This window comes from Streptomyces sp. NPDC004658 (assembly GCF_040609555.1).
Taxonomy (GTDB): domain Bacteria; phylum Actinomycetota; class Actinomycetes; order Streptomycetales; family Streptomycetaceae; genus Streptomyces.
Genome location: NZ_JBEXKG010000047.1, coordinates 38,949 through 52,701, shown reverse-complemented (window position 1 = coordinate 52,701; position 13,753 = coordinate 38,949). Strand labels below are relative to the sequence as shown.

General features: G+C 70.4%; 12 protein-coding genes, 1 pseudogene and 1 riboswitch. Of the genes and pseudogenes, 4 read left to right on the top strand and 9 right to left on the bottom strand.

Going from position 1 to position 13,753, the window contains the following annotated elements:
* Positions 1–560 precede the first annotated feature (560 nt).
* Positions 561–896 carry a hypothetical protein gene (locus ABZV94_RS18670; protein WP_356341443.1) on the bottom strand — a complete coding sequence of 112 codons (336 nt, stop codon included), beginning with the start codon at positions 894–896 and terminating at the stop codon, positions 561–563.
* A gap of 149 nt (positions 897–1,045) precedes the next feature.
* On the bottom strand, positions 1,046–1,558 hold the full coding sequence (locus ABZV94_RS18665; RefSeq protein ID WP_356341441.1) for a DUF3293 domain-containing protein: 513 nt from the start codon (positions 1,556–1,558) through the stop codon (positions 1,046–1,048).
* Between the two features lie 279 nt (positions 1,559–1,837).
* A riboswitch (SAM riboswitch) is annotated at positions 1,838–1,948 on the top strand.
* Between the two features lie 56 nt (positions 1,949–2,004).
* Between ABZV94_RS18665 and ABZV94_RS18660 the strand changes: the two genes are divergently transcribed.
* Positions 2,005–3,069, top strand: coding sequence for a hypothetical protein (locus ABZV94_RS18660; protein WP_356341439.1), 1,065 nt, complete (start codon positions 2,005–2,007; stop codon positions 3,067–3,069).
* Between the two features lie 211 nt (positions 3,070–3,280).
* Here the strand turns inward: ABZV94_RS18660 and ABZV94_RS18655 are convergent, their stop codons facing one another.
* Both ABZV94_RS18655 and ABZV94_RS18650 read right to left on the bottom strand, forming a co-directional pair.
* Positions 3,281–3,580 (bottom strand): nuclear transport factor 2 family protein, encoded by a 300-nt coding sequence (locus tag ABZV94_RS18655; protein WP_356341438.1) that lies wholly within the window; start codon positions 3,578–3,580, stop codon positions 3,281–3,283.
* Positions 3,577–4,575 (bottom strand): NADP-dependent oxidoreductase, encoded by a 999-nt coding sequence (locus ABZV94_RS18650; protein WP_356341437.1) that lies wholly within the window; start codon positions 4,573–4,575, stop codon positions 3,577–3,579. Before ABZV94_RS18650 ends, ABZV94_RS18655 begins: the two co-directional genes overlap by 4 nt.
* Positions 4,576–4,696: 121 nt before the next feature.
* Between ABZV94_RS18650 and ABZV94_RS18645 the strand changes: the two genes are divergently transcribed.
* Entirely contained in the window at positions 4,697–5,572 is an 876-nt protein-coding gene (locus ABZV94_RS18645; RefSeq protein ID WP_356341435.1) for a LysR family transcriptional regulator, read from the top strand.
* A 276-nt stretch (positions 5,573–5,848) separates the two neighbouring features.
* Here ABZV94_RS18645 and ABZV94_RS18640 read toward each other — a convergent pair whose 3' ends face one another.
* The gene (locus tag ABZV94_RS18640; protein WP_356341434.1) at positions 5,849–7,588 is read right to left on the bottom strand and encodes a hypothetical protein; all 1,740 of its coding nucleotides are present in this window, start codon (positions 7,586–7,588) and stop codon (positions 5,849–5,851) included.
* Between the two features lie 447 nt (positions 7,589–8,035).
* Positions 8,036–8,587 carry an ABATE domain-containing protein gene (locus tag ABZV94_RS18635; RefSeq protein WP_356341433.1) on the bottom strand — a complete coding sequence of 184 codons (552 nt, stop codon included), beginning with the start codon at positions 8,585–8,587 and terminating at the stop codon, positions 8,036–8,038.
* 139 nt (positions 8,588–8,726) lie between these two features.
* Between ABZV94_RS18635 and ABZV94_RS18630 the strand changes: the two genes are divergently transcribed.
* Positions 8,727–9,959: an MFS transporter gene (locus ABZV94_RS18630; protein ID WP_356341431.1), complete on the top strand. Its 1,233-nt coding sequence runs from the start codon at positions 8,727–8,729 to the stop codon at positions 9,957–9,959.
* Positions 9,960–10,442: 483 nt separating this feature from the next.
* On the opposite strand, the gene ABZV94_RS18625 is transcribed toward ABZV94_RS18630, so the two are convergent.
* Positions 10,443–10,970 carry a hypothetical protein gene (locus tag ABZV94_RS18625; protein ID WP_356341430.1) on the bottom strand — a complete coding sequence of 176 codons (528 nt, stop codon included), beginning with the start codon at positions 10,968–10,970 and terminating at the stop codon, positions 10,443–10,445.
* Between the two features lie 718 nt (positions 10,971–11,688).
* Here ABZV94_RS18625 and ABZV94_RS18620 point away from each other — a divergent pair.
* The gene (locus ABZV94_RS18620; RefSeq protein ID WP_356341428.1) at positions 11,689–12,030 is read left to right on the top strand and encodes a protein kinase; all 342 of its coding nucleotides are present in this window, start codon (positions 11,689–11,691) and stop codon (positions 12,028–12,030) included.
* Between the two features lie 251 nt (positions 12,031–12,281).
* Here the strand turns inward: ABZV94_RS18620 and ABZV94_RS18615 are convergent.
* Both ABZV94_RS18615 and ABZV94_RS18610 read right to left on the bottom strand, forming a co-directional pair.
* Positions 12,282–12,353 (bottom strand): annotated as a pseudogene (locus ABZV94_RS18615) (hypothetical protein); the annotation flags it as partial.
* Positions 12,354–12,717: 364 nt separating this feature from the next.
* The gene (locus ABZV94_RS18610; protein WP_356341426.1) at positions 12,718–13,548 is read right to left on the bottom strand and encodes an alpha/beta hydrolase; all 831 of its coding nucleotides are present in this window, start codon (positions 13,546–13,548) and stop codon (positions 12,718–12,720) included.
* Between the last annotated feature and the right edge of the window lie 205 nt (positions 13,549–13,753).

Here is a 13,753-nt window from a genome sequence, read left to right as displayed (position 1 = left end):
GCCCGCCCCGCGCGGGCCCGCCCGGCCGGCCGGTCCTGGTCCGTGCCGGTTTGCCCCGCCGCCGAGTCCACCGCCGTGCTGCGCCGCCCCTCGCCACCGAGCCCCTCCCGGTCCGCTGTAGTCCCGGCCGTGCCGTGTCATCGGCCGCCGGGTGACGGCGACCCACTGACGGACGTTTCCGATCGGTGCGGGTGCCGTCATCGCTCGCCGTCGTATTGGTGACCCGCGACTTCAGGGCGCCTGCGGGCCGATTCCGGCGCACGGGACACAGCTCCAGCGTTCCAGCGCTCGGGTAGACCGCGACCCACTGTGCGTCGGGCCGGAGGGTTAGGCCCTGGCGGCTCCAAGAGCTGAAGCACAATCTCCGCGCTCCGCCGTCGCAGGCAGACCGGCCGCTGTGCCCCGGACCACCCCGCGATCCGGGGCACAGTCGTGTCCCGCAGCGACACCTCAAACCGGCGTGGACCGGGTCGCACTGGCGGGCACCTCGACACCGAGTTGCTCGGCCGCGAACGCACCCCCACGGCCGGCACCACTGCCAGCACCCACGGGGATGGTCCCTACTTGCGCTCGTCCAGGGGGTTGTCGTCGGCGTCGATGTACTGCTCGGTCTGGGTGTAGCCCATGGTGAGGCTGTTGCGGCGCCGCCTGCCGATGGAGATCACGCGCAGTTCCAGGCGCTTAGTCCAACCGGCCACGTCGGCCGGGGAGAGCGGCCCGACTTTGCACTGGCGCAGCCAGAGCACGGGGTCGAAGCGGTCCGCGGTGCTGGTCAGGGCGTCGGCGAGGTTGAAGGCGATGGTTCGGCGGGCGTGGAAGTCCTGGTCGTCGGATTCAGCGATGGCCGCGGAGATGGTTTCGAAGTCGGCGCGGCTCATCTGTCGGTTCGTGGCCATGGGGCCCCTCCTGGCTCGAGGTGGTTGCTGTTCGGGTGCGGCAGGGACCGCCGGACTCGGATGTCGAGTCGGACGGCCCGCACGCAGGGGGATGCGCATGAATCACGCAGCGATGGACGTGCGCTGTCCTTAGATGGCGCGGGCGCTGCTCAGACGGGCGGACTGACCTGCGCTGTCTCCGGCCCGGCGGGCGGAGGTGCCGTAGAGGGTGCGTGGGAGCTCCCAGGCGCCCTTCGCCTGCTCCTGGTACCCGCGGGGATGGTCCCAACAGCGTCATGCACGAGGACCACGCCTATGTCCGTCGCGCCGCCGTCGCAGGACATCAGACACCGGGCGCCGGGGGCTCGGGCGAAGACCGCGTCCTGGCCGGAGCACCGCCCCGGTTCACGCGCCGCCGAGTCGCTCGGACCCGCGATGGCGACGCTCTGCTCGATGTGCGTGCCGTGCGCATCGCCTCCCGCTGCGGGCCACCACCCGAGCCCTCGCCGGTCGAACTCGTCGAGTAGCCGCGCCTGGGTGCCGGCGTTGTCCTCGGCGAGGACGGGGCGGGCGCAAGGGTCGGACGCCGTGACGACGAGGGGGGCGGCGGTGCCAGCAGGTCCCGGGAGTTCAGGGAAAGGGCCCTCGGCCGTGCCTCGCGGACGCGGATCGATCCGTACCATTCGGCCCTGGAATCGGATATCGACGACCGTGCGCCGGTAGAGTTCCGAGTTCGGTGGTGTGGTCGCAGCGTCAGTGACCTGCACGAGGGCCTCCTGTGGACGAAGGACCCCCTTACCCACCGGCAGGGAGATCGGTGCTCGCTCCCACAGGTTCGTGGGAGCCGGTCCTCGGCGCGATCGGCGCTGTGACCGAGCGGAACAATGCCACAGCACTGGTCGTGTGGCAAAGCGTTGTGGATCACGTTGTGCAGATCCGGAATGGGTGTTAGCTTCGCGCCCGGTTACGAGTTCCAGCGTCAAGTCCCGGCTTGCAGGCCGACATCCACCGTTCGCCGCGGATGCCCCGGGTGACGACCAGCCCAGCGCGCGGTGCGTTGGAAACCGCAGATCACCGGGGTGCGGAAGTGCACTACCGGGGTCCATCGGCTCCGGAAGGTTGATCGCCTGTGCCCGTTTCCGACGCGATCCCCGAAGTGCCGATGGAGCGGCAGACCCAGAAGCCTGAGCGGGCATCCGAACCCGCCATGTCTGCCGTCGCAGAGCCGGGCCGCGCAGGTCTGGTGACCATCGGCCTCGATGCTGCCCGTGCGCTGTTCCGCACGGCCGAGGCGAGCGGCTCCGGCCGGCCAGGGACTGACGAAGTCTTCGACCAGTGGCTCGACCGCGGATTCGACGTCGTCTTCTACCGCAGCGCGGGCCGATCCCTTCAGGCACGTGCTGTCAACCAGGAGGATCGTGTTCCAGGGTCGCTGATCAGCGGTCGTATCGGGAAAGCCCGGTTGGAGTCGGTCTGCCTCAATCCTCGTCGGCGCGCGCCTGCGGGTCCGCAGGAGCCGGGCCCGGTGTCTGCGGAAGGTGAGGAGGCCGACGGGACGGATCCTCGGACGGTTGCCGGCATGCCCGGCAACCGCCGGGGAGACGAGGAAGCCAAGCGGCGGTACGCGAAGGTGGAGTACCAGCAGGACACGGGCTGTGTTCTGACGGTCGTGGACGACCTCACCGAAGGAACGGGACGGGAGTCAGCCCATCACCTGGGCGGGGACATCACCTCGGACACCGACGGAGATTGGTTCGAAGCGCTCACCACCCTCACCGAACTCGCCCAGGCAAGGCTGGAAACGGAGGGATGGACCCCGGACGGCCTCTGGCAGATCCAGTGGTGGAGCAGCTCGTGCGACGTCACGGACCCGCCGTACGAGACCCTTGAAGTGTTCGAAGAGTACGGCTTCGATCCGGACGAGATCACGCGGCACTATGTGTGCATCTACAGCCGGGGCAGCCACGGCTACACCGTCGAGTTCTCTGCGGAGCACCGGGGAGAGGACCACGTCATGTACCTCCAGCTGGAGTTGGATGCCGACGGCAAGGAGCTGGGCAGCGGCAGTCTCGAAGAACTGCGGAGCCACCTGGAGCAAGCGACGGAACGGGTGCGGGAGGCCGGCTACACCCCGCTCGATGGCGACTGGAGCGTCCACTGGACACGCTGTCACGTGCCTTTGACCGAGCGGTGACCGGCTGACGGCCCCAGGCCAAGGCGTTCTGCGCCCTGTTGCTCCCGTTGGCCAGGGTGTCATGAGCATCATGCGAGAGCAGCACCCCAACGAGTACAGCGCCCTCCTTCAGGAGCCCTGGCGGCGGAGTGCGGGCCTTCGCGCCGCTCAGTTGGGTGCTCAGGCCACTCGAGCGCTTCACCCGGGCTGGGAATCGCACAGAGCTGGCGGATCAAGAACCCGGGTCGCCGAACCCGATCGCGCACCCCCGCACCTCGGTGGTGGCGGCGCCCGTCGTCGTGACCACGACGTTGCCCAGGTGGTGCCGCACCCTTCCGGTCCGGGCCGTGTGCCCGTCACGGATGAAGTCGAGCACCGCCGCGCGTCCGGCGACCGAGCCGGGCACCCCCTGTCCGGGCATCGTGAAGGTCCAGGTGGTGTCCTCGGTCAGGACCGCTTCCAGCTCGGCCGCATTCAGCTCGTCCAGGGCATGGGCGTAGTGCGCCACCGCCTGCTGGAGGTCGGCGATCACGAGACCACCGTCAGCACGATCTTGCCCTGGATGTGGCCCTGCGCGGCTCGCGTGTGTGCGCTGGCCGCTTCGGACAGCGGGTAGGTGCTGTCCACCCCGACCTGGAGCTTGCCTTCGTCGAACAGGCGCCCGATCTCGGCGAGCTGGGGGCCGTTGGAACGCACCTGAATGTTCGAGACGGTGATGCCAAGACGCGCCGTCTCCTCCGGATCGTACTGGGCGAAGAACACCGGAAGCATGGTGCCGCCGCGCTTGAGCACGGTCAGGAAACGTGAACTGTCCGGGCCACCGACGGTGTCGATCACCAGGTCGACGCCGCTGACCACGTCCGTGACCTGGGTCGTGGTGTAGTCGATGAACTCATCCGTGCCGAGCTTGCGCAGGAACTGCTGGTGCCGCCCCGAGGCCACCGCGATGACGTGTGCCCCCTTCCACTTCGCCAGCTGCACCGCGAAGTGACCCACTCCACCAGCGGCCCCGTTGACCAGCACGGTCATCCCTGGCGTGATCGGCACCGGCTGGTGCACCTGGCCGGTGAACGGAGACGGCACGTCGTGGCCGAGGTCGACCAGGTACTGCCAGGCCGTCAGCACGGCCATCGGCGCCCCGGCCGCCTCAACGTGGTCGAGACCGGCCGGCTTGTGAGCCAGGTCGGAAGCCGGCGCGGCCACGTACTCGGCGTACGTCCGGCCGTCGAATCCCGGGAACCGCAGCATGCCGAAGACCTCGTCACCGACGGCGAACCCGGACACGTCCGGAGCGACCGCCACGACCACGCCCGACATGTCCGTTCCGGGGATGAGAGGGAACTCCAGCACCGGCCTCATCTCGGCCGGCATGACCTTCATCCCCTCACGCAGGTACCAGTCCGGCGGGTTGATGCCCACCGCGTGCACCCGCACGAGCACCTCGCCCGGACCGATCTCGGGAACCGGCACCTCGTCGTACCGCAGAACTTCCGGGCCGCCCGCCTCGTGGAACTGGATCGCCTTCATCGCGCCTGTCGCTTTCTCAGGGAAACGTTGCTCCTTCAGTCAAGGCCCCGGACGGCATGGCCGTCCAAGACCCCTTCGGCAACCCGTCATTCCGAAACGGCATGACGCGTACCCTGGAACGGTGAACGATCTCGGACAGGACCTGGAACTGCGGCTGGTGCGCTACTTCACCGTGGTGGCGGCGCACCAGCATTTCGGCCGGGCCGCCGCCGACCTGCACGTGGCCCAGCCGGCGCTGAGCCGCCAGATCCAACGGCTCGAGAAATATCTCGGCACACGACTGCTGGACCGCACACCCCAGGGAACCCGGCTCACTCCGGCCGGCCAGACATTCCTCCCTCGGGCCCAAGCCCTGCTGCAGGCCGCCCGCCAGGCCGAACTAGCCGTCCGTGAACAAGCCCAGACCGAACGCATCACCATCGGCTACGTCGAAGACCTGGTGATCACCGCCGCCGTACGGGAACTACGCCACCGTCACCCGGACGCCGAGATCGCCACCCGGCATCTGCGCTGCCGCGACGTCGGCGCACTGTCCGACAAGCGCGTCGACGCCCTGATCGCGCGAACCCCGCTGCCGCTCACAGCCGACAACGTGTCCACGACTCCCCTGTACGAGGAACCCCGGATGCTCGTGATCCCCCGCGGCCATCCCTGGGCCGACCGCGCGTCGGTGACCGCGGAAGAACTGGCCGACGAAGAGGCGGCCCCGTGCGCGTTCGAGACCGCGGACTGGACGTCCTACCGGATCCTCGGGGCCGGCGTGCCGCCGATCGAGAGCTACGAGGACAAGCTCGAACTCGTCGCGAGTGGCAGGGCGATCGCCGTCCTACCGGTCGGCGATCGGCGCAGCTCGCTGCGTCCCGACCTCGTAACCGTCCCGATCGAGGGTGCTCCCTCCAGCCAGGTCGTCCTGGTCAGCCGCAAGGGCGACCCGAATCCAATGATCAGGAATCTCCGGCTGGCTGCCAAGGCCGTCCTGGCCGCCCCGCCATCCTGACCGGAACCAGGCCGGGCGACGACCATGGGCGGCAGGTCTGCCACGGCCTCCGCCTGGAGGCCCGCCGGCTCACCGCAGGCTGAACACCGCTCGACGCACTGCCCGTCTTGTCGCCCACCACGACAGCTACGCCGACCCGCACGGCGCCGACGTCACCGCGCTCCTGGCCGACGCCCTGGCGCGGGTGAGCGTGTGACCACCAGGGGCCTGTACGAGACCAGGTGGAAGAAGGCGTCCGAGTCGTCCTGTACCCGGAAGTCCACGGCCGCAGCGCGGTCAGGTGCGCGAACCGCGCCCCCGGCGCCGCAGTTCCCTCCGGCGCTGTCGCTCCTGCTTGTCCTCGGCCCGGCGGGCGCGTTGGTACGCGCGGATCAGCACGGCGTGGGACCGTGGCACCAGCTCGGGCAGGGCCTGTCGTGCCAGGTTGTACATGTCGCGGGAAACCGGGGCGCTGAGGGCGGGGCGGGACCCAGGCTCCGGCTTGCGCAGACCCTCGGCGATCCAGAGGTCCACCCGCTCGGGACGGGCGAGCACCCTGGCGCCGCGCACGGCGTGGTAGCCGTGTGCCGACGGGTGGCTCGCGACGTACCGTTGCAGGATCTCGCCCGCCGCGGGGAAGTCCTCGCAGGCCCGGCAGAGCAGGCCCGCCAGGTGCTCGGAGCGATGTGCGTCCAGTCCCGGCCACAGGCGGTCGAACAGGTCCGGCTCGGTGCGCAGCCGTGTTGTCAGGAACCAGTGGGTGAAGGTCTCCGGTCCGATCCAGGGTTCCGCCATGCGGGTGGCCGGGTGCGTCCCGCCGTGCAGCGCGAGCGCCCAGGTCACCCAGGCGTATGCCGCGGACCAGATCTGCTCCTCCTCCAGTCCCGCGAACTCGGGGAGCCGTTCGAGGGCGTGTGCGGCGCTGACGTATTCCCGATGACCCGTCAACAGCAGGGTCAGCATGACGCGTTCCGGCAGGCCGGGGTGGTCGGGCAGCCGGGGCAGCGCGGGAACGCCCGGTCCGGTGAACGACGCGGCGCTGCGCCGCCAGCGCCGGCGCTCCCGTTCGAAGAGGACACCGGCGACTTCCTCGAAGCGCCGGGGGACTGCGCGCACCGGCTCACCGGTCAGCGCGGTGACGAGGGCCTGGGCGTGCAGATCGAGGGGGGTCTGGAGGGGAGTCCGCTCGGGCCGGACGGGCACGGTGCCCAGGGAGGAACCGGCGTGAGCCGCCTCGGTGTCGTCCGCCCGCCCGGTGCCCGCGGCGTCTGAGAGGGCCGCGGTGAAGGCGGCCACTGCCTCCGCGTGGCGCTCGGCCAGAACGGCCTGGCCGAGCACCGGTGGCGCGAGATTCAATACGGGCGCGTCGGCGAGGAAGCGGAGCACGTCGGGGTCGCCTTGGGAGTAGTTCAGTTCCTCGCCGACCACGGCACGGAAGCGTTCGGCGTGCTGGACGACGAAGAGCAGGCGCACCGGCGTCGTGTCGTGTGCACGCGCACCGAACTCCAGTAGCAGCGGGACGACGTCCGCGCGGACCACCGAGTGCAGATGGCTGTCGACGTCGGAGCGCAGGTCGGCATCGTCCACCACGACCAGCGCCGGCCTGGCCCGGTCGCGTAACGCCGGGAACAGTTGCCGGTGGCCGCGCAGCAACCGCCCGGCGGTCCACGAATCGCCGAGCGCCCGCACGAGTTCCAGCGCCAGCCGTGATCTGCCGACGCCGCGGTCACCGGCGAGCAGCATGATCGGGTGCGGATCGGTCTCGTCCTCGCACCAGTGCCGCAGCCGGGCCAGCTCGTCGTCGCGGTCGCGGAAGGGGACGGGGCTGTGCAGCGGCGACAGCAGCCGGAAGACACTGGGGTCCGCAACCGCCTCGGCCGGGTGCGGGACTGGGTTCTCCAGCATCTCCCGGTAGGCGTGGAAGCGCTTAACCCGCAGGATGCGCCGTTCGATCACCTCGGCTCCGGCGGCTGCCGCTCCCCCTGCACCGATCAGGGCGACGGTCTGCCACCACGGCCCCTCCCACTCACGGGGCATGGCCACCCGCACGCAGAGCGCGAGCCACCCGACGACGACGCAGACCACGCCGCTCCAGTGGAGTACGTCCGCCGATCTCCGCAGCCCTTTCCCGGGCTCCCCATCGTCCCAGCAACCCCGTTCCGCACTTCGGCGACCCTCCGTGCCCACGCCCACGCATCCCTCCCCGCCCGCGCCTGCCCAAGGCCCTCATGGTCACCCGGTACGTCCGGTACGGCAACGTCTCCTCGGCCAGGGAACGCCGCTGTGGCCTCCCACACGACCAACTCGCCGTTCATGCGAGCTGCCGCACCTGTCTCCTCATCAGGTGCTCATTGCTGCTTCCCGGGAGGGGGTTCGTTCGTAGACACCTTCAGCACGAGCGCGGCCACAACGCGCTGACAGTGCCGGGGTAGATGCGGAAAACGGCTGTTCGCGGGGTTCTCGGCCGTAGAGGCAAGGTTCGGATCAGAGGTGCACGTCCTCGCGGGTGCGGCGGCGGTAGGCGGCGGCGTTGATCCTGCTGCCGCAGCTTCGCTTGGAGCACCAGCGGCGGGTACCCGCCCGGGAGCGGTCGATGAAGAGACGGGTACACGGCTCACCGGCGCAGTGCCGAATGAGCAGGCGGTCGGATCCGCCCAGCAGGTCGCTGGCGCTCGCCCCGAGGGTGGCCAGCACCTCCTGGACTCCACCGCGGCGTTCCACCCGGCCCACGGTCTGGAGCACGAGGCGGACCGGAGGGTGCGCGGCGGCCTGCTGAACTCGGGCGATGTCCTCGGAGTCGGCCGGCTTGCCCCCTGCGGCCGCCAGTGCCAGCCGGTAGATCGCCTCACGCAGCGCACGCGCCCTGGCCAGTTCCGCCTGGCTCACCGCCTCCAGTCCGTCCACCACGCCGGCTTCGACACTCCACCGGGCGAAGTCGCGCGGCTCGACCAGCAGTTCCTTGCGGCGCGTGGTGCGCCAAGCCATGGTGGCGGCGAAATCGAGGGCCAGATGATCACTGACGAAGGCGAAGCTCACCCCTCGAGTATGAGCTGCACGGGCACCGAACACACATGCCGTCATACCTTCAGGGTATGACGTAGGCAGGATGAGCCACGTGGGGCGCCCGCAGAGCGGAGTCCCGGTCTGGAGGCATGCAGTGCTTACGCAGACGTCCGTGAGGTCAGAGAGGCGTGCAGGCGCGCAGAAGTGGGTGCTCATCCGCTACCTGCAGGTGGCCCTGCTGGTCCGCCTCGCGTCCGAAGGGGCGCGGGTCGCCCTGGTGGTGCTCGCCGTGGACCGTACCCTAAGTACCGGTCTCGGCGGTGCTCTCATCGCGGCCCTGCTGGTGCCCAGCGTCGTCGCCGCCCCGCTGGCCGGTGCCGTCGCCGACCGGGTTCGGCGACGCCGGCTGTTTCACGCCGGCTGTCTGGTCTCCTACGGGACGGCGCTGGGCGCAGTCGCGATGCTGGTCGGGCGGGTCTCCGCTCCCGTCGTCCTGGCCGTAGCGGGTGCAGCAGGCTGCTGCACCCCTCTGCTGACGGGAGGTCTGACCAGTCTGTTGAGCGACCTGCTGCCACCAACAGCGCTGAGCCGTGCCTTCAGCCTGGACGCCGTCTCCTACAACCTGGCCGGGATTGCCGGGCCGGCCCTTGCCTCTGCCCTCGCGGCGTCAACCGGCCCCGCCAGCGCCCTCCTGGTACTGGGCGCCGGTGCCGCTGGTGGCGGGTTGCTTGTCTTCGCCCTGCCGCTGCACCCCCGCGCCGGAGGGACCCACGCGCTGCGCCCCGCCGACTTGGGAGCCGCAGCCGCTCTGCTGGTCCGCGACCCGCCACTGCGCTCGCTCACATGGGCCAGCGGAGTGGGGCAGCTCGGGATCGGTGCCCTGCCCGTGGTCTGTGTGCTGCTCGCCGCTCGCTACCAGACGCCCTGGGCCGTAGGCGGTCTGATGACCGCCATGGCGCTCGGTTCACTGACCGGCTCCCTGGCGCACGCCTGGCGACCGTGGGGCAGCCGCCGCCCCGAATGGACCGTCATCACCATGCTGTTCGCGACCGGGGCGGCGCTGGCCTCCGTGCCATGTGTGGACAACGTCGCCGCTGCAGCCGGCGGCTTCGCACTGGCCGGGTGCTGCACGGGCCCGCTCTTCGCCGCGCTTCTTACGGGGCGCGATCGCTACGCGCCCCCAACCGCCCGGACCCAGGTGTTCACTCTGGGAGCGAGTATCAAGAGCACCTTCGCCGCGGGCGGGGCCGCGCTGGCGGGTGGCTGGCAGTCCGCCGGGTCGGACAGCCTCGTCTTCGCGGTGGCCGGCTGCCAGGTTGTTGCGGCCGTTTTGGGCGCGCTCCTGCTGAAGGGACGACAGGCCAACGCGGCTTGCCCGCCGGGGGAGATGAGCACGGGGCACTGAACCCTCTCCCAGCGGCTGACAGGCAGTTGCGTCGTGATTTCCGCTCCGAGAACATGAGACACCGTGCACCTGAGACATGTGCAGGTCACACAACCCGTCCAGCGCGGTCGAGTTCGGCAGCTACGCGCAGCCGGCCCGCACTTCCGGGAATGCCGGCAGCAGGTTGGTTCCCCGGCGTGAGCGCAGCACGATGTGGCCGGCCTCCACCGACACCGCGGCCCGCCATCCGTCCCACTTCACCCCTGCCGACCAGCCGCCGGCAGGGCCGGGTCCGGCACGGGAGCGGCGATCATCGGCTCGGGCAGCGTCCGAGCTTCCCTCGGGCGGGGCTGGGCAAGCAGCTGGGCATGGCGATGGACGGCCGTACGCCCGGCGGGGGATGGCACGTGGTGGACGGCTTCAGCGTGTGATCAGCGGGGCGGGTGCCGCGTAGTCACGCCCCTGTGACATGGACCCGACGCGCCGAGGGAGTGTGCCGGCCTGTCAGCCGAGGCAGAGGCCCAGCAGGCAGAGCTGCGTGGGTGACGTCGCCGCCGGGGCGGGCGCGGTCCCGGAGGTGTCCGGTTGTGTGCCCCCGGTCGTCGGGGCGGGGGCCGGTGGGGTCGCCGTGTCACTGCGCTCCGGCGCCGGTCCGTTCGTGCTCGCGGAACCGCCGGAGGACGCGGCTGTGGTGGTCCGCTGCTGCGGGGACGACGTGACCGCCGGGTGGTGAGAGGGCACGGCGTCCGGTCTGGTCACCGGGGCTTCGGTGGGGGGAGTGGCGAGGGTCTGGTGCCGTGGAGTGGTGCTGATCGGTGCGTGCGTCCCGAACGTGCTGCGGGGCGCGCGATGCTCGGGGGCGTGCGGAGCCTGCGGGGCCGGCTGAGCGGGTTCCGTCTCCACCTGCTCCTTTCCCGCGCCCATGCTCCGATCGTCCGGGGCGGCGGCCGCCTGCGCCTGGCTCGTGGTGTGCCGGTCCAATGTGGCGAGCGACAGGCCGCCGCCGACGAGTGCGAAAGCGGTGGCGACCATGGCTCGCCGCTGGTGTTTCTTCAGGCGGGCGAGCTGGCGGCGGCGTGCCGCCCTGCCCGGCCGTGCGGGTGATGTCCCCGGGGTGTCGGCGGACGGCCCGGTGACGGATCCCGTGTCCTGCTCCAGCTGGGGCTCACCGTCCCAGGGAAATCCGTCGCCGCGGGTCCCGGGCGACGTGACGGTGGACGCACCCTTGGCGCTCGACTCGGCCGGCCGGTCGGGGCCGAGGCGATCGGTGAGGGCCGGCGGCGCGATGTCCGGGGCGTATGCCCCACACCCGGGACACACCAGGGCACCATTGAGATGCCGACGACACGTGGAGCAGTAGTCCATCTGGGGTCTTCCTGGGTCGACTGCGCCTTCGGCCCGCCCGGGCCACGGCCTGGTCACGCTCGTACAGGGAGTCGAGCGGCCAGTAACGCTAACGACCTCTTTGAAAGGCTGCGTGCAGCCTGTGTGGGGCTCCTGCATAGATTCCGAGCCGGTCCGGCGATGATGTCCGTCACCCAAGGGTCCCGCGGTGCTCGCTCATCCCCTTCTGAGCAGGCAGTCGCGTGCAGGGGACGGCAGGCTCATTCACCGTGGTCTGCCCGCCTCATGCGGACCGTGGGTGTGGGGGGACGTACGGTGCCGTGGTGATCGGGGTGGGTGTGCAAGGGTTGCTGGCAGGCCGTTACCAGTTGGCGGACCGGCTGGGGAGCGGCGCGATGGGCGAGGTGTGGCGGGCCGGCTCAACCACCCCAACGCCGTCCGCATGTACGACTTCGGCTCGCACCACGGCCGGCTTCACCTGGTCATGGAACTCGTCGACGGCTGGAGTCTGGCCCAGGAGCGCTCCCTGCGCGGCGCCCTGGACCCGCAGGAGGCGGCGGCCCTCGGGGCGCAGGTGCCCTCCGGCCTGGCCGCCGCGCACCGGCAGGGGGTGATCCACCGGGACGTCAAGCCCGCCACGTCACTGACACCGTGGCAGACACAGGGACAAGGCGGTGACCAGGAAGAGGGACCCAAGGACAAGCACGGCAAGGGAGGAAAGCACAAACGTCACGGTGCCGACGACTGACCGCCCCCGCGAGCCGGGCTCGACCGAACCCGCGGGTTGTCGGCGTGAGCCCTGACTCGGGGCCGCAAGAACACCTCGCCCCGGCTCGCGGAATCGTCCGCTGCTCCTTCGCCCGGCCACGATCTCCGGGAACGAGACCGCCATCCCGGTGCCGCGTCCGGAGCGCAGGGTGCGAGTGACCTGACCTGACCTGACCTGACTTGGCCGTGCGCCGACGACGACGCTTCGCAACGCCAAAGGTCGGCATCGGACTACGCGGTTTCGGGTGCCTGGGTATCGAGTTCTTGGCGCAGGTCGACGTAGCGGCGCAGCCGTACACCGCGCCGTCCCGGCTCCCGGACGGTGCGATCCGCGACCGCGGGTCGCCCAGGGCGTTGCGACCGTCCGCGTCCCCACCGGGATCGGTCCGTGAGTCAGAAGTGTCCACGGTGGGTCGCCTCGTGTGGGGGCGGCCCACCTTCCGTAGGCGCGTGGCAGGTCGGCTGGGTGCGATACTCGCCCCACCTCGTGGGGTGCTCACCGCTGCCTGGGGCGCCGTTGGCGGTCGGCCTGTACGGACCGGAAGGCCGGCCCTGTCTCGGGGCAGACGACCGACGACGCCACGGTGGAGCAGAGCCGCCCGTTCGAGGCCGCCGTCGGGGAGCACACCTGGGAGGAGGCGGCTGCCGTGGCACGGGCGGTCCGGTCTCAGCTCTCCACGAAGGCGAGGATGTCGGCGTTGAGGACCTCGGGGTGCGTCGACAGCATCCCGTGGGGGTAGTCGTCGTAGGTCTTGAGCGTGCCGTTCTTGAGCAGTTCGGCGGACTTCGGGCCGGCGTCGGCGTAGGGCACGATCTGGTCGTCCGTTCCGTGCATCACGAGGACGGGGACGTCGATCTTCTTCAGGTCCTCGGTGAAGTCGGTTTCCGAGAACGCCTTGATGCACTCGTAGTGGGCGTTCGCCGCGCCCATCATGCCCTGCCACCACCACCGGTCGATCAGTCCCTGCGAGACCTGGGCCCCGGGCCGGTTGAAGCCGTAGAAGGGCCCGGCGGGGACCTCGATGAAGAACTGGGCCCGGTTGGCGGCGAGGGCCGCACGGAATCCGTCGAACACCTCGATCGGGGTGCCCTCGGGGTTGCTGTCCTTCTTCACCATGACCGGTGGGACGGCCGACACGAGTACCGCCTTGGCGACACGGCCGGGCTTGGCCTGTGCCACGTAGCGTGCGACCTCGCCGCCGCCGGTGGAGTGCCCGACGTGCACTGCCCCCTGGAGGTCGAGGGCGTCGGTCAGCACGTTGACGTCGGCGACGTAGGTGTCCATGTCGTGGCCGGCCGAGGGCTGGCTGGAGCGTCCGTGTCCGCGGCGGTCGTGGGCGATGACGCGGTACCCCTTGGAGAGGAAGAACAGCAACTGGGCGTCCCAGTCGTCCGAGCTGAGCGGCCAGCCGTGGTGGAAGACGATCGGCTGGGCGTCCCGCGGGCCCCAGTCCTTGTAGAAGATGACGGTGCCGTCCGGCGTGGTGACTGTACTCATTACTGATTCCTCTGCTGATTCGGACGTTCGGTTGTGCGTTGTGTGAGTCGAGCTGCGTCGAGGTGAACCGGTGCGCAGGCTGAGCGCTGCCCACGCGCGAGGATGTTCCTCGCGATCAGACTGCTTCGGCCGTCATGCCACTCGGGTCGTTCTCGGTTCACCTGGTTGCTTCGACCGCTTGGCGGATGACCCGGAGACGAAGGCC

Bases quoted from the DNA above. Each gene is read 5' to 3' on its own strand.
- ABZV94_RS18670 (WP_356341443.1), bottom strand. From the start codon at position 896: ATGGCCACGAACCGACAGATGAGCCGCGCCGACTTCGAAACCATCTCC.
- ABZV94_RS18650 (WP_356341437.1), bottom strand. From the start codon at position 4,575: ATGAAGGCGATCCAGTTCCACGAGGCGGGCGGCCCGGAAGTTCTGCGG.
- ABZV94_RS18625 (WP_356341430.1), bottom strand. From the start codon at position 10,970: ATGGTCGCCACCGCTTTCGCACTCGTCGGCGGCGGCCTGTCGCTCGCC.
- ABZV94_RS18640 (WP_356341434.1), bottom strand. From the start codon at position 7,588: ATGCCCCGTGAGTGGGAGGGGCCGTGGTGGCAGACCGTCGCCCTGATC.
- ABZV94_RS18665 (WP_356341441.1), bottom strand. From the start codon at position 1,558: ATGGTACGGATCGATCCGCGTCCGCGAGGCACGGCCGAGGGCCCTTTC.
- ABZV94_RS18610 (WP_356341426.1), bottom strand. From the start codon at position 13,548: ATGAGTACAGTCACCACGCCGGACGGCACCGTCATCTTCTACAAGGAC.